The sequence below is a fragment of the Kiloniella spongiae genome, assembly GCF_001026905.1.
Lineage (GTDB): Bacteria > Pseudomonadota > Alphaproteobacteria > Kiloniellales > Kiloniellaceae > Kiloniella > Kiloniella spongiae.
On the sequence record NZ_LAQL01000014.1, the window covers coordinates 1 to 20,925 of the forward strand.

The 20,925-nt window shown below is 44.6% G+C and carries 21 protein-coding genes and 1 tRNA gene; 8 read left to right on the top strand and 14 right to left on the bottom strand.

Features of this window, described 5'->3' with window-relative positions:
• Nucleotides 1–305: 305 nt before the first annotated feature.
• Both WH96_RS17200 and mctR read left to right on the top strand, forming a co-directional pair.
• Entirely contained in the window at nt 306–1,700 is a 1,395-nt protein-coding gene (locus WH96_RS17200) for a cache domain-containing protein (protein ID WP_047765470.1), read from the top strand.
• Nucleotides 1,697–2,338, top strand: a complete 642-nt coding sequence (mctR, locus tag WH96_RS17205; protein WP_047765471.1) for a two-component system response regulator MctR — start codon at nt 1,697–1,699, stop codon at nt 2,336–2,338. Before WH96_RS17200 ends, mctR begins: the two co-directional genes overlap by 4 nt.
• A gap of 39 nt (nt 2,339–2,377) precedes the next feature.
• On the opposite strand, the gene WH96_RS17210 is transcribed toward mctR, so the two are convergent.
• From WH96_RS17210 to WH96_RS17235, 6 genes are all read right to left on the bottom strand, one after another.
• Nucleotides 2,378–3,823 carry a TrkH family potassium uptake protein gene (locus WH96_RS17210; protein WP_047765472.1) on the bottom strand — a complete coding sequence of 482 codons (1,446 nt, stop codon included), beginning with the start codon at nt 3,821–3,823 and terminating at the stop codon, nt 2,378–2,380.
• 237 nt (nt 3,824–4,060) lie between these two features.
• Nucleotides 4,061–4,669, bottom strand: coding sequence for a GTP cyclohydrolase I FolE (folE, locus tag WH96_RS17215; RefSeq protein ID WP_047765473.1), 609 nt, complete (start codon nt 4,667–4,669; stop codon nt 4,061–4,063).
• 54 nt (nt 4,670–4,723) lie between these two features.
• The gene (apaG, locus tag WH96_RS17220) at nt 4,724–5,116 is read right to left on the bottom strand and encodes a Co2+/Mg2+ efflux protein ApaG (protein WP_047765474.1); all 393 of its coding nucleotides are present in this window, start codon (nt 5,114–5,116) and stop codon (nt 4,724–4,726) included.
• A 204-nt stretch (nt 5,117–5,320) separates the two neighbouring features.
• Nucleotides 5,321–6,004, bottom strand: coding sequence for an ATP-binding cassette domain-containing protein (locus WH96_RS17225; protein ID WP_047765475.1), 684 nt, complete (start codon nt 6,002–6,004; stop codon nt 5,321–5,323).
• A gap of 8 nt (nt 6,005–6,012) precedes the next feature.
• Nucleotides 6,013–7,731, bottom strand: a complete 1,719-nt coding sequence (locus WH96_RS17230) for an ABC transporter permease (RefSeq protein WP_047765476.1) — start codon at nt 7,729–7,731, stop codon at nt 6,013–6,015.
• 39 nt (nt 7,732–7,770) lie between these two features.
• Nucleotides 7,771–9,009 carry an ABC transporter substrate-binding protein gene (locus tag WH96_RS17235; RefSeq protein WP_082130556.1) on the bottom strand — a complete coding sequence of 413 codons (1,239 nt, stop codon included), beginning with the start codon at nt 9,007–9,009 and terminating at the stop codon, nt 7,771–7,773.
• A gap of 219 nt (nt 9,010–9,228) precedes the next feature.
• On the opposite strand from WH96_RS17235, the gene WH96_RS17240 reads away from it, so the two are divergent.
• From WH96_RS17240 to WH96_RS17265, 6 genes are all read left to right on the top strand, one after another.
• Nucleotides 9,229–9,302 (top strand) — tRNA-Gly (locus WH96_RS17240).
• 75 nt (nt 9,303–9,377) lie between these two features.
• Nucleotides 9,378–9,833 carry an NUDIX hydrolase gene (locus WH96_RS17245; protein WP_047765477.1) on the top strand — a complete coding sequence of 152 codons (456 nt, stop codon included), beginning with the start codon at nt 9,378–9,380 and terminating at the stop codon, nt 9,831–9,833.
• Nucleotides 9,833–10,819 (top strand): glycerophosphodiester phosphodiesterase, encoded by a 987-nt coding sequence (locus tag WH96_RS17250; RefSeq protein ID WP_053006091.1) that lies wholly within the window; start codon nt 9,833–9,835, stop codon nt 10,817–10,819. Before WH96_RS17245 ends, WH96_RS17250 begins: the two co-directional genes overlap by 1 nt.
• Before the next feature lie 223 nt (nt 10,820–11,042).
• Complete coding sequence (locus WH96_RS17255; protein WP_047765478.1) at nt 11,043–11,636, top strand: biotin transporter BioY; 594 nt, start codon at nt 11,043–11,045, stop codon at nt 11,634–11,636.
• A 225-nt stretch (nt 11,637–11,861) separates the two neighbouring features.
• Nucleotides 11,862–12,131, top strand: a complete 270-nt coding sequence (locus WH96_RS17260) for a hypothetical protein (protein ID WP_156176846.1) — start codon at nt 11,862–11,864, stop codon at nt 12,129–12,131.
• Nucleotides 12,132–12,320: 189 nt separating this feature from the next.
• On the top strand, nt 12,321–14,489 hold the full coding sequence (locus WH96_RS17265) for a sensor domain-containing protein (RefSeq protein WP_082130557.1): 2,169 nt from the start codon (nt 12,321–12,323) through the stop codon (nt 14,487–14,489).
• A 15-nt stretch (nt 14,490–14,504) separates the two neighbouring features.
• Here WH96_RS17265 and WH96_RS17270 read toward each other — a convergent pair whose 3' ends face one another.
• From WH96_RS17270 to WH96_RS17305, 8 genes are all read right to left on the bottom strand, one after another.
• Entirely contained in the window at nt 14,505–15,617 is a 1,113-nt protein-coding gene (locus WH96_RS17270) for a CobW family GTP-binding protein (RefSeq protein ID WP_082130558.1), read from the bottom strand.
• Nucleotides 15,618–15,629: 12 nt separating this feature from the next.
• Nucleotides 15,630–16,685, bottom strand: coding sequence for a COX15/CtaA family protein (locus tag WH96_RS17275; RefSeq protein WP_047765480.1), 1,056 nt, complete (start codon nt 16,683–16,685; stop codon nt 15,630–15,632).
• 95 nt (nt 16,686–16,780) lie between these two features.
• A complete protein-coding gene (locus WH96_RS17280; protein WP_053006094.1) occupies nt 16,781–17,452 on the bottom strand; it encodes a VOC family protein in 672 nt (223 codons plus the stop codon).
• Nucleotides 17,453–17,528: 76 nt separating this feature from the next.
• Complete coding sequence (locus WH96_RS17285; protein ID WP_047765481.1) at nt 17,529–17,933, bottom strand: tellurite resistance TerB family protein; 405 nt, start codon at nt 17,931–17,933, stop codon at nt 17,529–17,531.
• A 167-nt stretch (nt 17,934–18,100) separates the two neighbouring features.
• Nucleotides 18,101–18,904, bottom strand: a complete 804-nt coding sequence (locus WH96_RS17290) for an anti-sigma factor family protein (protein WP_047765482.1) — start codon at nt 18,902–18,904, stop codon at nt 18,101–18,103.
• Nucleotides 18,901–19,458, bottom strand: a complete 558-nt coding sequence (locus WH96_RS17295; RefSeq protein ID WP_047765483.1) for an RNA polymerase sigma factor — start codon at nt 19,456–19,458, stop codon at nt 18,901–18,903. The genes WH96_RS17290 and WH96_RS17295 overlap by 4 nt, the downstream gene beginning before the upstream one ends.
• A 34-nt stretch (nt 19,459–19,492) precedes the next feature.
• Complete coding sequence (locus WH96_RS17300) at nt 19,493–19,888, bottom strand: COG4315 family predicted lipoprotein (RefSeq protein WP_047765484.1); 396 nt, start codon at nt 19,886–19,888, stop codon at nt 19,493–19,495.
• 155 nt (nt 19,889–20,043) lie between these two features.
• Entirely contained in the window at nt 20,044–20,670 is a 627-nt protein-coding gene (locus tag WH96_RS17305; protein WP_047765485.1) for a LysE family translocator, read from the bottom strand.
• Between the last annotated feature and the right edge of the window lie 255 nt (nt 20,671–20,925).

The window sequence follows — 20,925 nt, forward strand, 5'->3', positions numbered from 1 at the left end:
GTTAAAAACTTTCTACGATTCATTAAAATTGCCTCCAGTTAGAATGAATAATCTTAATTTTTTAAGATCTCTCATTTTTATTATGACACCGCTTCTATGGCGGCTTTGGTCTATGCCTAGAATGTTGAAGACTGTCTATCAGCAACAGTCCAGCATTTAAATTCGCAGCAGTTGGTAGTTAATCACGATTTGTGGGTGGACGGAAATACCAACTAATACTGAGAGAAAAGCAAAAAGTAGCATGCTATAGTCAGATTCTAATCTAAAAATCCCGTAAATATCTCTGGGTGAACGGAAATAAGCTTATGAATTTAAAGCAGAAAGTGCTCTTGCTTGCAACCGTTCCCTTAATATTGGCAATCTCGGCCATATCCATTTTGGTAACCTATCAAACGCAGAGTCTATCAAACGAAGAAATTGCTGCATTTGAACGGAATATGCTCAATGCCAAGAAGTTGGAGTTATTGAATTACCTGAGCTTGGCACAAACATCCATAAGGCATATCTATGAACCAGCCGCTGGAAATGATCAATATGCTAAGGAGCAGGTGAAGGAAATTCTGAAGACATTAACCTACGGGGAAGACGGTTACTTCTTTGTTTATGACTTTGAAGGAACGAATCTGGTTCATCCCAAACAATCCGATTTGATTGGGAAGAACTGGTGGGAACTTAAAGACACGACAGGTAATTTTGTTATTCAGAATCTGATCTTCCGGGCTCAAGAGGGGGGAGGTTTTCATCGTTATCTCTGGGCAAAACCTTCGAGCGGAGAGATCAGGGATAAAATCAGTTATGCCGTGGCACTCGACAAGTGGAACTGGATGTTGGGAACGGGGCTGTATATTGACGATGTAATTGCTCAGGTAGCTGAATTTGAGCTGGAAGTTGAAGAGCGCATCAGGCAGACGTCTTTAATTATTCTGGTGATTACCTTTACGGCACTTGGTGGGGTTTTTGTCACCGGGATTGCGATTAATCTGCATGAACGTCGGGTTGCTGATGGAAAGTTAAAAGACCTGACACAACGTATTATTGAAACGCAAGAAGAAGAAAGAGGCCGAGTGGCGCGTGAGCTTCATGATGGCATCAGTCAAATTCTTGTTTCTATAAAATATGCACATGAGATTGCCCTGAAAAAAGCCCAACGCATCACAGAAGATACCGAAGGTGTGGCAGGGGCCATTGAAAAAGGGGCCAACGCGCTGAATATTGCAATTAGCGAAGTTCGACGCATTTCTCGGGATCTTAGGCCAAGCCTACTTGATGATTTGGGGTTATCCCCAGCCTTGGAAAGTTTGGGGCACGAGTTTTCCGAGCGGACGGGTATAAAGATTAAAATCAGTACCGTAACCTTTAGAAATTTGCTGCCGAAAGACGCAAAGACAACGTTGTTTCGGGTTGCGCAGGAAGCATTGACGAACATTGAACGCCATGCGAATGCAGATCATGTCAATATTATATTAGCTGCGCATCAGGGCATTGTTACATTGGAAATTTCTGACAATGGTTCCGGCTTTGATATTCAGGGGCTTAATGCGAAAAAAGATCCTCTCGCAGGAATTGGGTTACGAAATATGCAAGAGCGTATGGAGCATCACGGCGGGGAGCTGGACATCACGTCTTCCCCATCGGGGACAAAGATTATTGCAACACTTCCAAAAGGTATTCTGCGTACAGAGGCTGAGATAAAATCATGACGAATGAAAAAACAGTAATATCTGTGTTGCTTAGCGATGATCATCCTTTGGTTCGTGATGGTTTAAGATCTTGTCTTGAGCTCTATGACAATATTGAAGTGATCGGCGAGGCAACGACAGGAGCTGAAGCGTTGGCTAAAGCCGAAGAACTAAGACCTGATGTTGTCTTAATGGATATCAACATGCCTGAATTGAACGGACTGGACGCAACAGAAATATTCGCTGAAAAATATCCTGAGATAAAACTCTTAATCTTGAGCATGCATAATAATCGCGAATATATTTCAAGTGCTTTGCGTTATGGTGCACGCGGGTATGTGTTGAAGGACGTCCCCTCTCAAGAAGTAGTAGCCGCAATTGAAGCTGTTCACTTGGGGGGAACCTATTTCAGCTCGGGCGTGTCTAAAATCCTTATGTCTTATCAGGATAATGATGTGGAAGGGCCTTTAACAACACGCGAACAAACAATCCTGTTGTTGCTGGCAGAAGGCAAAAGTAACAAGCATGTTGCTTTAGAACTGGATATTAGCGTGCGTACTGTTGAAACGCACCGCAAGAACATCAAGAGAAAATTGGATATCAACTCTACTGCAGGCCTCACACGATACGCAATCGAAAATGGATTGCTTTCAAGTTAAAGCAATCCATTTTCTTAAAACTCTCATCTAGTCTTTGATCTAACCGCGCCAGAAACGTGGGAGAATCATTACCATAATGGTGAAGAGTTCCAGCCGGCCAAGAAGCATCCCTGCTGACATGAGCCATTTGGCACTATCCGGTAAAGGTTGGAAATTTCCGGCCGGGCCAATAGTTTCACCCAGTCCGGGGCCAACATTTGCGATTGCTGTTGCCGCGCCCGAGACGGCGGTAATGAAATCTAACCCAGAAAAACCTAGTCCAACAGCGAGCAAGACAAAGCTGACAGCAAAGAGGAAGAAGAAACTCATCACTGAGTCTGATACATTTTCCGGTATAGGATTACCGTTATAGGTTGGAAAGAAAATACCGTTGGGCTGAATCAGGCGGTTTAGCTGTGCCTCAGCCGTGGAATAAAGCACCTGTAGGCGGAATATTTTGATGCCGCAGGTTGTTGATCCTGCACAGCCGCCGACAAACATCAAAATAAATAGCAGGGCGAGGGCAAAGCCACCCCACATACCGTAGTCCGCGGTTGTAAATCCGCTACCTGTCATTAGGGAAATTACGTTAAAAGCTGATAACCGCAAGGCTGTGGCAAAAGAGTAACCATTATCAGCGATGAGCCAGTAGGTAATAAGCGCAATTGAAAGTCCGAGAATGATCAGGAATGTTTTTACCTGGCTATCTTTAATAAGGGATTTGAAATCCCCGCGAATAACACGGAGATAAAGAATAAAGGGGATGGATCCCAACACCATAAAAGCACTAATTGCCCAGTGAATTTTGGGGTCTTGGAAATGACCTATTGATGCATCGTAGGTAGAAAACCCACCAGTTGCGATTGAGGTCATTGCGTGGACAACAGCGTCAAAACCACTCATCCCCAATAGAGATAACACGATGGCTGCGCCGATTGTGATAAAGACGTAAAAGATAGCAATAGCGGCAGCAATTTGTGCTGCTTTGGGGAGTACTTTATCTGCTTCGAATGCCTCAACCCGGAACATCTGCATACCACCGACTTGCAGTATCGGGAGAATGGCAACAGCCATCACAATAATACCAATACCGCCAAGCCATTGAAGAATACCTCGCCAGAGAAGGATACCCGGGGGTGTTTCATCTAACCCGACAATGATGGTTGATCCTGTTGTTGTGATTCCCGACATGGATTCAAAAAAAGCATCGGTGATACTGAGTTCCAATTCCGAAAACGCTAGCGGAATGGCCCCGGCTATGGCGATTGTCAACCAGGCAAGGTTGGTAATCACAAAGGCTTCACGCAGGCTAAAAGCGGTCCAGGTTGCGTTGGTCGCTAGAACCATGGATATACCAATAGAAAGGCTGAGGGCTGAAGATGTCGCGAAAACGCGCCAGTCCGGATGCCCTGCAGCAGCATCGACGATGGCAGGGATAATCATGGCAATGGCCATAATCGAAAGCAGTATTCCTGTAACGAAGACGACGGGACGGAACTTGATCATCTTCAAACCTTTTGGCCGAATAACGTTTATTTTACCAATGAAAGACCACTAAGAAAGTTCTCGAGGAAGTTCATCGGGGTGCCTGAATGGCGCCTAAGAGATCTTACGTTTGGTCAAAGTGACGAGCAAGTGTAAGGGCGAAAGTGCAGGGAGAGTATCAGAAAATTAAGTCTATTGGTATGCAAAAGCCCCCTATCCGCATTGCGGATTAATGGGGGCTTTGTATTTTTGTCTAGCTTAAGATGCTGATGAAGAAGGATTTCCAATCAAAGACAGGAATTCACGTCTTGTTGATGGGTTTGTCCGAAATAGGCCAAGCATACGGCTTGTCACCATTGTTACCCCCGATTTGTGGACACCACGTGTGGTCATGCATTGGTGTGCAGCTTCGATAACAACAGCTACACCTTTGGGCTGAAGGACCTCGTTAATGGCGTTAGCAACTTGCGCCGTCATCTTTTCTTGGATCTGCAATCGCTTTGCATAGGCTTCAATAACGCGGGCAAGCTTGCTGATACCGACAACACGATTGTTCGGCAGATAAGCTACGTGGGCCTTACCAATAATTGGTGCCATATGGTGTTCACAGTGAGATTCAAAACGGATATCTCTGAGAAGTACAATCTCGTCGTATCCTTCGACTTCCTCAAAGGTGCGTTCAAGAAGCTCTCTTGGCTCTACATTATAGCCAGCAAAGAATTCTTCGTAACTGCGTACCACACGATCTGGTGTGCCCAGCAGGCCTTCGCGAGTCGGGTCGTCGCCGGCCCAGCGTAGAAGGGTTTCAACAGCTGCCAAAGCTTCATCGCGTGAAGGGCGGATGACTTTGCTATCTTTGTCACTCACGGACTGTAATCCTTAAAGCTTCTTCCGGGCACATATTCCGCAAGAAGGGTTGTACTAGTTTGGACGCGCTATTTCGTAAGGGCTGTCCAGTGAAAAGGGAGGAACCAGTACGTCGTACAGTTCCCCGCTAGGGTCTTCCATTTCATAACTACCACACATTATCCCCGAGGCAGTAGAAAGGGGCGTCCCGCTTGTGTATTCGAAACTTTCACCAGGTTTCAAGAGAGGTTGTTCGCCAACCACACCTGCACCTCTGACTTCTTGAATACGTCCCATGGAATCTGTAATACGCCAATAGCGATTCTTCAGGGTGACGGTTTCATCGCCTGTATTCTCTATCTGAACCTGATACGCCCAGACATAATGGTCATCAGTAGGTGACGACTGATCTTCAAGAAAAGTCGGTGTTACTGTTACCGTTATAGACCGGGTTGTCTGGCTATACATGAACGCTGGCTCCTAAGCTATCCCAAAACGTGACAGCTTTTATCTCGTTTCTGCCACGAGGGCAAAATCAAGACGATATTTTGTTACTAAAAAATCTAATATCACTTTGTGAGACGACTGTTAATATAAATATATCAACAGAAAGCAATCCCCTCTGTCCATTATTCATCAAAATAATGGAATAATGTTTTCGGAAATCTGGTTTTATAAATCGGACATTTGAATGACTTTTCCACCTGTTGATTTTGCATCATCTGGATCATGGGTCACCAAAAGCGTTGGCAAATTATTTGCCCGGGCGTGCCTGAAGACAAAATTACGGAAACGGGCGCGCAATTCGGCATCAAGTTTGGAAAAAGGTTCATCGAGCAAGAGGGCGCGAGGTTGTGAAAGGAGTGTTCGCAAAACGGCAATTCGCGCGCGCTGTCCGCCCGATAAAGTTGCGGGGTCTCGGTCTCCGAACTCTGCTAGCCCGGCGTCGTTAAGCGCTTGAGTGATTAAAGCTGTTCTTTCTTTTTTATCCTTTATATGGGCTGGAATTCCAAAACCCAGGTTTTCATTGATGGACATATGAGGGAATAGAAGATCTTCTTGAAAAAGCATACCGATATGCCGTTGTTCCGGCGGTAGTTTTATTAGGTCTAAAGTATCCAGAAGAATTTGGCCTTCAAAAGAAAAATCGCTTTCAAGTGTCCCGCTGATTGCCGCTAGAAGGCTTGATTTTCCACAGCCACTTGGCCCCATAAGTGTTACTATTTCTCCCGGGGAAATATCGAGAGACAAATTTGTAAAGAGAGGTTCTCCACGTAAGGATAGCTTTAGTTCCGTTAAGTGAAGGGAAGAGTATTCAGAGCTAGTTAAATCCTGTTGAAAGGTTTTATTATTCATTATGTAACTTAATGTCCTTTCAAAGCACGGCGATTACGGAAAATAATATTCGGCAAAGCGAGTGCGGCTGCAAAACATAACAAGGGCAAAAGAGCCTGAAGTAAGGCGTAAACAGCTATTATGCGTCTGTTACCGCTTGCCGAAAGATTAACGGCCTCGGTGGTCAGTGTAGAGAATCTGCCACCACCGACAAAGAGGGTTGGCAGATATTGAGCCACAGAAACAGCAAACCCGATTGCGAGTGCAAACAACAATGGTCGGAGTAACATTGGCAGTCTTATGCGCCAAAAAGCACGGGCAGGGCTTACCCCCATTGAAAGGGCAACCTTGATATAGCGATCATCATGCTGTCGATAAGGATCTGTCAGGGATAAAAATACATAAGGTAGAACAAAGAGAAGGTGGCTCCAGATCATTGCAAGCCAACTGGCATCAATCTTTGCCTTTATTGTCAAGACCTGCACGCCAAAGAGAAAAGAAACCTGCGGGATCATAAGGGGTAAGTAAACAAGCCATAAAGCACCTGATCCGGCCGATTTTCCCCGGCGCTTTTCGTTTTCAAGACAGGCGACCACGAGCATAACTGCGATAAAAGAGCTGATAAGGCCAATTATCAAAGTTGAAGAACTACTCCATAACAGATTGTGTATGTTGCGATCCCAGCTTTGAGTGCTCCAGACGGATGGTAAAAAATCTGGATATCGCCATCGCCGAGTGAATGACCAAAGGGCGATGACGAGCAAGCTACCAAAAAACAAAGTAAAAATACTGTTTAATGATATCTTGGAGAGTGTTCGAACAAGGCTTTCAGCTAATGACCGTTTGCCGTTTGTTAACCAATTTCTACTTAACCGAGATACTATTTTTTCTGTAACCCACCAGATGAAAATCACAGCACCGACAACAAAGAGTTGGAGCAAGGCCCCTGCTGCTGCGATTATTCGATAGCTCAAATCGGGATCATTGAACCATCGCAGGACCAATATTGATAATGTTGGCGGTGTTGTGGGGCCGAGGATAAGGGCAATGTCGACAACGGACAAAGAAAAAGCAAGAACAGCATAGATGGGAAGGCGTATTTGTTTGTAAATAACAGGTAATACACCTTTTATCCATGCTGAAACCGGATGATATCCCAGGGTTTTTGCTAGTTTGAGACGCTGCTTTGCCTGTGATTGATCCAGTGCGGCCAATATCATCAATAGAAGATATGGGGTTTCTTTTATCATCAGCCCAAGAATGAGGGACAGCCCCCATTCGTCATGAACAATTGCAACGTCTGGCGGGCGATCCCAATCTGTCATCCAGGGCGAGAAGGTTCTCGCAATCCAGCCACTTGGAGCAATCAGGAAAGCCAGCCCAATGGCGAGCGCTGAATGTGGAATTGCCAGAATTGGTGCTAATAATCGACGCACTTTCCTAAAGTTGTTTGTTCCTTGCCATGCAGCAACAAAGGATAGTGATAAAATCAGAGAGAGAAATGTTGCTATTATCCCGCTAGTTATTGAGGTGAGAAGGGCGTCAGGTAACGCTGGGTGTGCAAAAAGTTGTGCCCAGGCTGTAGTGCTGAAAGATACCTGCCCGATGACGGGCAAGTATCCAAAGGCGGGTAAAATAGTGCTGAGGAGACCAGCAAGAACGGGCAACAGGAAAACCATGAGTGTCAGCACAGGGACAGCGCGCAAACTGAAAAGTATGCTGAGAATTGAGCTGAAAGGCTTTGTCATGGCTTGATACTATCGTATCCGTTTACTGGTGATACAGTTTTATTGTCCGTAACGTCTTAGCCATTCTTTTTCGATACGCTCCATCCAGTTTGGGTGAGGTTCCAACAGGGTTGGCCCCAAATCTTGAGGGGACAGCGTTGCAACGCCCAATTCAATATCAGCAAATATTTTTTGATCTTCGGGGGATAGCTTGGCGATGGATAATACAGTGTCATCACCCCAGTATTGCGGATCTTGTTTTCGTGCCTGTGCTTCCGGGCTCATCAGGAAATTTGCAACAACCATGGCAGCTTCTTTGCTGGATGAGTTGTAGGGAATGGCAATGAAATGTGTGTTCCCAATTGTTCCTTTATCAAAAACAAAGGTTCGAACGCTTGGGGCCAGTTCTCCTGACTTGATAAGAGAAGAGGCGGCCCCGGGATTGAAAGAGAGGTGGATATCCACTTCACCGTCATCCAGCAATTGTTGTTGGGCTGAACTGCTTACTGGAAATTGCTTGCCATCGCGCCAGAGTGTTGGGTGCAATTGATCAAGATAGCTCCATAAAGCCGATGTCGTTTTTTTGAACTCAGTTTCTTCCGTTACTTCCTGTCGCAGTACTTTCGGGTCTTTAACAGATTCAACAAGCACTTGCTTTAAAAAAGTAGACCCCAAGTAGTCCGGGGGGGATGGATAGGTGAAACGTCCAGAGTTGTTCTTGGTCCAAGTCAATAGCTCGGCTGTAGAATTAGGGGTTTTGTCCACACGGGCGCTGTCATAAATGAAGTTAAATTTTGCCATTCCCCAAGGTGCTTCCAAACCATCAACCGGTATTGTGAAGTCTGTTGTTGTCGTGGCTTTGTTTTCAACATCAACAAAACGATAATTGGGAAGGTTTTCGGTGAAGGGGCCAAACAGGAGCCCGTTCTTTTTCATTGAGGCAAAGTTTTCACCGTTAATCCAGACAAGATCTACTGATCCTTCTGTTTTTTTATCTGCCGTTTTTTCGGCAAGAACCCGGCTGACAACATCAGCTGTGTCTGTAACTTTGACGTGTTTAAGGGTAATCTTGTTATCTTCCGATACCCGCTTCCCAACCCAGGCAATGTATTCATTAATAAGTTCACTGCCTCCCCAGGCATTCCAGTAAACAGTTTGCCCTTGGGCTTTGGTTTCAATTTTTGACCAATCTTGATTAGCCGTGGTTTGATCTTGAGCGATAACACTTTGTGGTGTCGCGAAGTTGAGAGCAAGCCCTGTAAAAAGAACAGCGGAAGTGAAAGTCTGTTTGATCCCCATAGATACCTCTTCGATGAAACCAGCAGTTAGCTGATTGCTTCTTGTTTTGTTAAGTTATCGCAAAGGTATAGATCAAAAGCGCCTTTGTCAGCCTCAAGCATCTCCGATCACGAGGGTTTTATGTTGGGTGAATAACTTGAAATGATAATAACTTGTTATATTCCTGACTAGACGATAGGACTAAAGGTTCAATATGTACTACTCTAATTTTTGACAATTGCGGGTGTAGTTCAATGGTAGAACGGCAGCTTCCCAAGCTGCATACGGGAGTTCGATTCTCCTCACCCGCTCCAAAACTATTCTTTTTGCAGCCAAGTCTTAAACGATCACTAGCAACTTAATTATTTAATTCAGAAGAAAGTTCTTTGATGAGTTCCCAAGAAAATAACAATGAAACGTCAGAAGTGATCAGGATTGCGGCAGCTGTGATTGGTAACAATCATGGAAAAATGCTTTTGGTTCGAAAGCGGGGCACGTCTTTTTTCATGCAGGCTGGCGGTAAAATTGAGCCAGGGGAAGAGCCTTTGGTTGCTCTAGAGCGTGAACTCAATGAAGAGCTTGGTTTTACATTTGATCGAGCTGAGTGTCGTTTTCTGGGGAAGTTTACAGCCCCGGCTGCAAATGAAGAACATGCATCTGTTGAAGCTGATGTTTTTTATATCAAAAGTGACGTTTCTGTCGGCCCGCAAGCAGAAATTGAACAGGCGATCTGGATTGATCCCAGAAATTTAGGATCGATGAAAGTTGCGCCTTTGACGCGTCAGGTGCTCGTTCTCAATTTTGATGACAATAAGCCAATTGGACAGCCTGTGGGAGGAAACTGATGTTTTGGGGGAAAGCAACAATTAGTGCTGCGGTATTCTTTATGGTGGCAGGTCTTGGGCTAACAGCAGAGGCCGCTTCTCTTAATCTTTCTGATCTTGGTGTTAAAGAAAATTTTAACCTGCAAGGACACCGTGGTGCACGTGGATTGGCACCTGAAAATACTTTGGCTGGTTTCTCCAAGGCACTGGAACTCGGTGTAACTACACTTGAACTTGATACAGGGGTCACCAAAGATGGCGTTGTTGTTATTCATCACGATGCTTATTTGAACCCAAGTATCGCCAGAGATTCCAATGGTAAGTGGGTTCAGGATAAATTCCTTGTTTTAAAGACAATGAATTATGAGCAACTCGCGCAATTTAATGTGGGAAAATTAAAGCCAGATACTAAATATGCAGAACGATTTCCTCAGCAAAGGTCTGAAGAATTTCAGATAGTTCCAAAGCTAGCTGATCTTTTTGCTCTGGTGGAAAAATCGGGCAATAAGACTGTTCGCTTCAATATTGAAACCAAAATAAACCCAGAGCTCCCAAGGGCGACAGTCGAACCGGATGATTTCGTCGAGGCCCTTCTTGTGGTTATTAGAAAACACAATATGCAGGATCGTGTCTCGATCCAGTCATTTGATTGGCGAACACTACAGATTGTTCAGCAAGAGGCACCTGAAATCCCAACGGTTTATTTGACAGCTCAACAAAAATGGCTGGATAACATTGCTATGGGGCAAGATGGAACCAGTGATTGGACAGCTGGTTTTGATGTTGATGACTATAAGGGTAGTATCCCCAAGATGGTCAAATCTGCTGGCGGAAGTGTTTGGTCACCTTTCTATCGGGAACTTACATCTGAATTGGTGAACGAAGCTCATCAAGAAGATCTGAAAGTTATTCCCTGGACGGTAAATGATCCGGAAAGCTTTACGCAGTTAATCGAAATGGGCGTGGATGGTATTATTACTGATTACCCCAATCTGCAATTTCCCTAAGATCTATGGACAAAAGAAAAGAACTGCATTCTCGGTAGTGGAATAAAGAGATGGGGCTGAATAAAATGAAATCTAACGTGTCATTGCTCACATTTGTCCAATCCGTACCTGCATAATTGCGGCTTTCTTATGCATAGGTAGCTTGTTAGAGTCCAAACGAGGTTATCGATTCTTTAATTTGTGTATTCGATAAATAGATGATTATTTTGCAGGAGGCATATTGATGCTCTCGGTACAAACCGCTCACCCGACTCTTGGCCAGCAGCTCGTTGGTTCGTCTTCCAACCTTTTTACAAAGGTGTTGATGGTACTTGTCGGGTCCCTCGCTCTTTGGGCGTCGGCTAAGATTCATATTCCTTTTTATCCCGTTCCAATGACCATGCAGACCACAGTGGTCTTTATGATCGGCATGGCCTATGGGTGGCGTCTTGGTGGTTTGACGATCATGCTTTACCTTTTTGAAGGTGCTATGGGGCTTCCTGTCTTTTCTGGTACACCTGAAAAAGGACTTGGCTTTGCCTATATGATGGGAACTACAGGTGGCTACCTGCTTGGTTTCTTCTTTGCGGCAGTTTTGCTTGGCTGGCTAGCCGAAAAGGGATGGGACCGTAATTATTTTTCAACAGCAATTGCAATGGTTCTTGGCAATGCGGTGATTTATGCATTTGGTCTTGCTTGGCTTGGTTCTGTTGTTGGCTGGGATAAGCCTCTGCTTGAATGGGGTATGATGCCGTTTCTTCTGGGCGATGCTGTTAAATTGATTTTGGCTTCTCTTTTACTTCCGACGATATGGAAGCTGTTGGGGAATCGTAAATAATCGATTTTTATAGCTATAGAATTTAAGAGCGTCGTTCTCTCTATGAGGGAGCGACGCTCTTTTGTTTTGAGGTGAGAATCATAATCATCTCTTTGACCTAAGTTGATGTGAGTTTTGTTGATTGTCCTTGCTCTGCGGGCGTGCGGGTTCTAGAAAATAGCTGATTTATCGTATTTTTATTAAACTTGTTTACAGTTCTAAATTCTGAACAGGATGAAGAATTGTATGGGGAATAACATGGTTGGCCGCATTATTCAGATTGTTCTGCTTTGTTTTGTTGTAGGAGTTGTTCTTGCGGCTTTTAACACGGATGCATTAGGACTTCTGAATTGGATTGTTGATAATTTTCAAAAGGTTGTGGATTCTGCATCTGAGCTTATCGATTGGGGCGGGCATTATATTCTTTTGGGCGCGGGGATCGTTTTACCAATTGTTGCGATCAATTTCCTGATCAAGTATTTCAGAGACCGTGGACCTAATAATCATACTGAATAAAGCAACGTAATTTTTATTGTAAAAAAGTCAGGAAATACCCTCGATCTTTACATTCCAGTAAGAGTCATTTTGGTAACTTAGTGAAGTAGGTTGAGCAGAGAATTTTCTAAGTCTCGAAAACTGCCCCCTAATGACGATTGAAAGTATAATGGAATGGGTGGCTTTTTCTGTGATAGCCATAAGTAGAGTTTGAATACAGATATTAGACAAATCCTTAATGCACTACCCGACCTGACTCTTTTAGTGCGGGATAAAAAAGTTGTTTTTTGCAATGCTGCGGGATGCCGCATGCTTGGCTATGACGCTGGTGCTATAGATGCAGCTTTACCCGTAATTAATCTGGTCGATGTTGAATATCACGATGTTTTCAACGATATTTGGCTAGGGTTGCTTGAAAGCGGAAAAACGGACTTTCCATTAAAAATAGTTGGCTTGGATAATAGCCAGCATGAAATCATGTTTTATGCTGATTCCGTCGTTGAGGCAGCGCAGGATACCATTATTCTCTATGGTAAAGACTTCTCTCTTGCCAAAAGAAACGCAGCGGCTTTAGTCGAAAGTGAAATGTCTCAGCGCATCTTAAAGGATGCTGCACTCTCGTTTCTTTGTATCTGTGATGACAATGGGATCAACTATATGAATCCCGCCGGGTTGAAGTTGCTCGAAGGTGAGAAGGAGGAAGAAGTTCTCGGCAAGGTTTTTTCTGAATTTGTACATTCGGATTATAAATCTGTCTTTAAAAAAGATTTCAGTCTTCTATCTGCTGAAACCCAGGCTTTTCCTCTGAAGTTGATCGGTCTGAAAGGTGGAGAACTTCGTGTCGAGATGTTCGTATCCAAGTTCCGTCATGGAGGGCGTAGTGGTTATTTAATTGAAGCTAAGGACATTAACGATCTTTTGCTCAGGCAAGAAGAGCTTCTTCGTATTCAAGGCGTATTGAAACGTAAGGTCGCAGAGCGGACGCAGGAATTATCACAGGAAATTAAAGCGCGTATTAAAGCACAGGAAACTGTGGAGCATATGACCTATCACGATGCCTTGACGGGGCTGGGTAATCGTATGCAGTTTGTTCATTCTGTTGATCAGGACCCATCCCTTCAAAGTGAGAATGGAGTTGAAGGCACTAAGGAAAAGAGCGGATCGTACAGGCACTGCGCAGTTCTTGTTATGGATCTGGATCACTTTAAAGATCTGAATGACATCTTTGGGCACGAAACCGGGGATCAACTTTTGCGTCAAATCGCAGGGTTGCTCAAAGAAGAGTTGATACCAGGTGCACAATTGGCCCGATTAGGTGGGGATGAATTTGCGCTCATGTTGCCAATCGAAGAGAAGGTTGATGCAGAATATTGTGCTCAACGACTTCTTATGCGTATGGGCAAAGCTTTTTTCCTGAGTGATAAAGAGGTTTATTCCGGATGTAGTGTCGGTATTGCAATTGCACCCGAGCACGGAACAACGGCGACCGAGCTTTTGGGGCATGCAGAGATGGCGCTCTATCAGGCGAAACTTAAAGGGCGATCGACTTATACATTCTTTGATAGCTGTTTAAAGAAGAACCTTGAAGAAAGCAGCCGGATAGAACACTTGTTGCGGGCTGCGTTGGACAAGGATGAGTTTGAACTTTACTACCAACCCCAGATCGAACTTCAAACTGGCCGTTTGATTGGGGCAGAGGCCTTGATCCGTTGGCATAGTAGCGAAGGAATGGTTAGTCCGGATCGCTTTATTCCCATTGCGGAAAAAACAGGTTTGATTGACCCTATTACTGATTGGGTTATGACTACTGCCTGTACGCAGGCGAGAGAGTGGCAAACTCTTTTACCTGGCATTCGTGTTGCGATTAATTTGTCCGCAATTTCATTTAGACAGGCTGATTTTGTCCATAAAGTTGCAGAAGTCCTAGAGTTCACACAAGTTAGCCCGGGATCCTTAGAGCTGGAAATTACTGAGACGGCGATTATGGCGGACTTTAGAGAAGCTGATCGTATCTTGAACAGCCTTGCAGAACTTGGGGTCCATTTGGCCATTGATGATTTTGGAACCGGCTACTCTTCGCTCTCTTACCTGAAACGGTTCCCGGTTAATAAGCTGAAGATTGATAAATCGTTCGTGCTAAAGCTGGATCAAAATCAAGATGACGCGGCAATCACTGCGGCGATTATTTCCATGGCGCATGCGATGGGTACCAAAGTTCTTGCCGAGGGAGTAGAAGAAAAATCCCACATGCTGTTCCTCAAAGAACGTGGTTGTGAAGAGGCACAAGGATATTACTTTGCCAAACCTATGCCTGCCGAAGATTTCCTCAAATGGTGTACCCGTGAGGGAACTGACCGCCTTAAAACTGTGGCAAGTTAAACCCGCATTATCAACCTATACCAAGTCTTCATTCTGTTCCATGAAAGCCTTGAAAGTATCTTCGAACATTTCCTGTTTCAGATCTTTGACGATAAAAACAATTTTTGATCGTCGATCATCGTCTGGCCAACCTTCTAACATCACGGGCGGGTGAAAGACGTGTTGTACGCCGTGAATGACTATCGGGTTTTGGTCTCCTTCGATGTTAAGCATGCCTTTGATACGAAGGAGGTTACTGCCGTAAAGTGTAATTAGCATATCAACCCAGGAATTTAGCTGATCCCAGTCGAGTGGTTTGTCGTGTGTCAGGCAAAAAGCATGTACTTTGTCATCGTGTCTGTTGGGATCATGGCTATGATCGTGTCCATGATCGTGGTGATGGTGATGCCCGTCATCATGTTCGTGTTGATGACTATCTTCAAAAGCTTCGGCTTTGAGCCAGTTTTGTACATCCAGCGATTTTGTCTCGGGATTATAAAGGCCAGCGTTAAAAAGCTGTGCAGGACCAATTTGTCCCTTTGCAACTTTGAGAATACTGGCCGTGGGGTTCAGCTCTTTGAGCCGTGCGAGAAGATTGCTAAAATCGTCGCCTTCAGAAAGATCTGTTTTTGTCAGAAGCAAGCGATCGGCAACGGCGGCTTGCTTAATTGATTCCTGGTGATTATTCAGTGTTTCTGTGCCATTAATGGCATCTACAGTGGATATAACACCATCCAGTCTGAAGCGATCGCTTAAAAAGGGATCAGCCATCAATGTTTGTAGTATTGGGGCAGGATCAGCAAGGCCGGTTGTCTCAATAACAATGCGCTTGAATGCTGGAATTTCCTGCATCAAACGTTGCTTATAGAGCTTTCTGATTGTTTCTACCAAATCTCCGCGTACGGTACAACAAAGGCAACCACTGTTCATCAGGATGATATCTTCTGTGGAGCTTTCCACCAATAGGTGATCTAGCCCGATTTCACCGAACTCGTTCACGATGACGGCTGTTTCATCCATGTCCGGATGTTGCAACAATTCTTTTAACAGAGTGGTTTTGCCGCTACCGAGAAAGCCAGTCAAAACAGAGATAGCAAGTGGTTCATCGGGGATGTCCATATCATGAACCTGAAATTTATAATCTGACATATCCAATAAACCTTAATAGAGAGCAGGGTTTTTATCCCGGCGGACAACATAGAGCGCATAGAGACTGGCGGTAAGATACAAGAGACCGCCAGCTTGGTGCATCGCAGCTAATGAGATAGGGACAACCAGCAAAAGGGTGCTGATGCCCAACATAACCTGACCGACGGAACTCAAAAGCAGGAGGTTAAGGGCAAACGCGAGATTTGAAGAACGTCGCAAGATGACAGACCACACCCATATAGCCAAGGTAAGGATGAAAGTGGTGATTGCCAAAGCTCGGTGATTAAACTGTACGGCTGCGACATTCTCAAAAATATTTAGATACCATGGTTCCAGAGCATGATAGGCGTCGGGAATGATGTCTCCGTCCATTAATGGGAAGGTATTGTAAATCATACCAGCATTGAGGCCGGCAACGAGACCACCGGAAGCAATTGTTATGGTGACGAGTATGGGAATAAGGCAAAGTGGAATATGCAGCTTGGTACTTGAAAGGGCGGAATTCCTGCTTGGAAGCGGAAGCAACAAGCCGATAGCGACCCAGAAGATATAGGCGTAGATGGCAAAGGCCATTAACAGGTGTGCGGTTAATCGGTACTGGCTGACATCTGTTCTGTCCGCAAAGCCGCTGGCCACCATGTACCATCCCAAACCACCCTGTAGTCCGCCAAGAATAAACATCAGAATTAAATGGGGAATGAGTGATTTTCTGATTTTCCCTCTGATCAGAAACCATACAAAGGGCAGTAGAAAAACAATGCCAATGGCGCGCCCCCAAAGACGATGGATGAACTCCCACCAGAAAATACTTTTGAATTCTTCGAGGCTCATGCCCAGATTTTCTTGCTGGTATTCGGGAATTTGTTTGTAGATATCAAACATACGCTCCCATTCGCCTTTGTTCATGGGGGGGAGAATACCCTTGAAGGGTTCCCATACCATGATTGACAAACCTGATTCTGTTAGCCGAGTTATGGCGCCGATTACGGCCATTGCCAGAATCATTCCGCAGCATAACAAAAGCCAAAGGGCAATGGGACGATCTTGTTGTCGTGTGTCAGATATCATGCTGTGCCTGCCAAAAACGAGAGCTCTCTATAGGACTTATATAAGGATTTCGATGGGTATCAATAGCAGAAATCGCAGTGTCGCTGATGTGTCTGTCAAAGGGCTTCCGTGACGCGACAATTTGGAAGGTTTAGATGATGAGTTACTTGGCCGTTTTTATCTGCAAGTGATAGGATCATCTTGTGAGCATTTGAGCCTTTATTCAAATGTAGTAACCCTTGTTTTTCAAGGGTGCCTAAATCATTGTTTTGTGGAGAACCCCTAGGAATATCCAAGGAAACAGATGAGATGGTGTGAGCGCCAATAGGTGCTTTCTGTTGTAGGGACTTTGGTTCTCGCCAATGATCAGGTCTCTGCCCACCGGGGGATGTGAAAATAAATGGTTGGTGGGCATCAATGCTTGTTTTTGTAATGGGAATAGACATGCCTGTTGGCAAGAAAGAGGGGCGATAATCCCATGTTTCAAAGGGTATTTCTGGGCGGAGAGCAATGCCAAACGGAGATGTATTGGTTTCTTGCCATTGTGACCGTTCAAACAGCTTTGTACCTCTTGTCACTGGACTTGTGATGTCTGCAATATCGTTTACCCATAACAATTCGAGATAGGCATTATCAAAGCAGTAGCAGATGTTTGTGGTGCCTTGGCCGGGATGATTACGTCGGTAACTCTCCACAAAGCCAGCCTCTTGGAGAAGAATCGCTTCGGCAGGTGTGTCACCTTCTTTGGGGGGAGCGACAAAAACAAAAAGATGATCAATCTCTAACATGGCAAAAAGTTTTCTTTTTGGGACAAAAAAAGAGAGGCCATAACCTCTCTTTTTATCGATCCAGGAAATCTAGAATTTAAGCGTGCATATAACGGGCGCGAACTCCACGCTCAATTGCAGCGGCAGAAAGTCGTTCGATATCAAGAGTGTGACGTAAAATCTCCAAAAGACGTAACTCTTCCTGGCTGGCAACACCATCAGCGGCAACAACTTCCAGAGCAAGCGCATAAGCTGTTTCTCTGAGGTGTTCCGGCAAAGCTGCAACAACCTTATCCAGAACGCGATCAATGCCGTCTTCGCCTTCGAGAAGATTAGCACACTCACGTGAATCCATAGGAAGATCTTCAGGATTATAGCCTTTGAAAACAGGCAGGAATTTTACGATTTCACCAATCGTTGATAGCTCTGAATCAGTCATGTCGCTGTCAGCTGCAGATGTAAGAACCATTACATAGACCAAGGCAGAACGATAATCGGTCATTGAGACACTTCCTTATGAACGTGTATAAACATTGTGCGTAATATCTGAAATACAGAACTTCTTACTTGAGAAGAAGCCCAGTAAATTTCAATAGCTTTTTCATTACTATAACAGTCTTGATCAATAAGTCCCTAGGGAACTCTTAAAAAGAGACGTTATTTTTACGCTCAAAGCTGCTGATAGACATTATTTACGATTTTTAACAGTTCATTCCGCTCAATATCCCCAATCACGGCATAACCCAAGGCGTCACTGTACCAATAAAACGCCCGCGTTGATCCGGTTTGATTGAACTGAAACGCCGTCTCTTCTTTGTCGTTGTTGAGCGATTTGGTGAGATAGATGGTAATGCGACTGCCCTCTTTACTTTCATACATGAACTGCGCGGCAGGCCCTGTTCCCGAAGGTAAGAGGCGCCCGCCCATCAAATCAAATCCTAGTGTCGTTAAATCTGGGATCGAAAGAGGTGCTTCAAGTCTGTAAGAGAGCCACTTGGCTAGGTGGATTTGTTCGCTTTTCCCAACTTCGACAGGGTGGCGAATTTCTGGTGTGTATACCCAATGTGCTTCCATAGCTGGTTGGGCAAAGTTTTGTGTTGTTGCTGTGATGACAGTTGGGTCTGTGATTGAGCCATTGAAATAATCTTGTCCGAACCAACCACCTGCAATACCGATGGATAGTATCAGGAAAGAGGCCGCAATTTGAGAGCCGAACGATGAGGCTGAGCGACTTTTGGGAGGTGTATGATGAAGTTCGTTGTTGGTCGAGATATGTTGCGGGATTGGTTCGTCAATTTTTGAGGCAAAAAGATCGTTTAGACCTTGGTTCTGTTTTTGCCACTCAACGACCATTTGGGCGTCATCCGGATGGGTTTCAAGCCACTGTTCTACACGGAGTTTCTCTTCTGGATTTAGTTCTCCGTCAACATAGGCGTGGAGAAGCTCTGAGCCGGTAAATCTATTCTTGCTCATTTTACTCTCCTGATATTTGGTTTGATCTGGGGCCTGATATGCTGTTCCTTTGTTGGGGGAGATGGTGTTGTGGATTTTCGTAAGGCTTCTCTGGCTCGTGATAGACGCGACATTACAGTGCCAAGTGGGACTTGTGTAATGGCTGATACTTCCGAGTAACTTAGACCTTCTAAAGCAACCAGCAGAAGAACCTGTTTCTGGTCATCAGGCAGTCGGGTGATCGCTTTGTCTAGATCCCGTAAGTACAGATGGTCCAGTTGATGTGAGGTCATATCTGTGTCCAGGCCCATTGATGTTCTTTCGGTTAGTTCTGCTGGTGAATGAATCGGATTGGTTTTGCTTTGTCGATAGTGATTAATATGAATGTTACTTAAGATCCTGTATAACCAAGATTTTAAGCTTCCTTCGCCTTTCCACTGGCTTCGTTTTGCTAGGCCTCTTTCCAGACAGTCTTGAACCAAATCATCGGCCTTGGACGAGTCTCTCACCAATGCGTAAGCATATCGCCTGAGAAAAGGGATAGACTTAGTCAACTGATCAAGAAACTCGTCCATTGAGGTTTATACCTTTGGCTAGTGGTGTTGTGTCTTAAGGTTTTACGACGTGCCAGACACCTTTGAATTTATCACCAGTGACATCTCCGGGTTTTTTATCTTGAACCCAGCCATAAAGCGGCATTCCTTTATATGCCCATTGTTGGTTGCCATCATCACGTGTGATTTTTGTGTAATTTCCTGTTTCAGCAACGGAAGAAGAAGCCAGAAGTGGGGGCCAAGCTTTAGCACAACCACCATTACAAGCCGATTTTCCATCTGAATCCTTATCGAAGGAATAAAGCGTCATCCCCGAGTCATTGACGAGGACTGTGCCGAGAGCTGTTTCGCCTGAGGTGACGATACCACCCAAATTTTCTGCTGAGGCAGCAAAAGGTGCAGTGGTTATGAGGGCAGCTGTAATCAGGATCATTTTTAACGCTGTTTTCATTGTCTTTATTTCCTTAATTCATAGATTCAAGAATATCCGTGTAGATAAAAGACACTTCAGCGCTATATTTTATTCCCTGATATGTGAAAATAAATTGTTCCAAATAAGAAAAATGCCTGACTATCCTGCATTTTCTAGGGTTTCCATAGAGAGTTTTATTTACTGGTTGTGGCTAGAAGACCGCCAGCCGTAATGAGAAACGATCCACTGGTCCGGTTCATCATCCTTTGCCCCTTTTGTGTCCTAGTCAGGAAAGCAAGTTGCTTACCCGAAATGGCATAGAGGAAGAGGGCGATAATTTCTAGTAGGACGAAGGTTACACCCATTGTTGCAAGTTGCGGCAACATTGGTAAGTCTGTATCAATGAATTGAGGGAAAAAAGCTGTAAACACCAAAATTGCTTTGGGATTGCTGATTGCAACCAGAAATTCTTGTCGCACAATAGCGTAGGTTGTGATCGTTGATCTACGTGGTTCCCCAAGATCTTCGACATCTTCAGTTTTTGAGCGCCACAAGCGGATGCCAAGATAGACCAGATATATTGCACCTCCAATTTTGAGGATATAAAAGGCTGTCGTTGATGCTGCCAGAATCGCGCCTAAGCCTGTAGCAGTAAGGGCTATAAGGATAATAAAGGCAACCAGACGCCCTAATCCACCTTTCATAGCATCGAATAATCCATAACGTAGGCCGTTTGTCATGGCTAGCATGTTATTGGGACCGGGCAAAACATTGATTGCGAAGGCTGCGGGTATAAACAACAGCAATAGATCAAGAGACATATCAGGCTCCAAGAGAGTACTTAAGAATTGAGTAAAAGCCTAATCTGGATAGAGCGTGCCGTATAGCAAAAGAATGAAATGTCCGAGATTGTAATGTTACAATGATTTTGTTGGAACTTATTGGGGAAAGTATACAGGCTTTGTTGAATAGAAACTTGTGGCCAGAAATGACAAAGACCGCTCGAAAGCAGTCTTTGTTGTCAATTATTCCGTAAGGAATAATTGGTCGGGGAGAGAGGATTCGAACCTCCGACC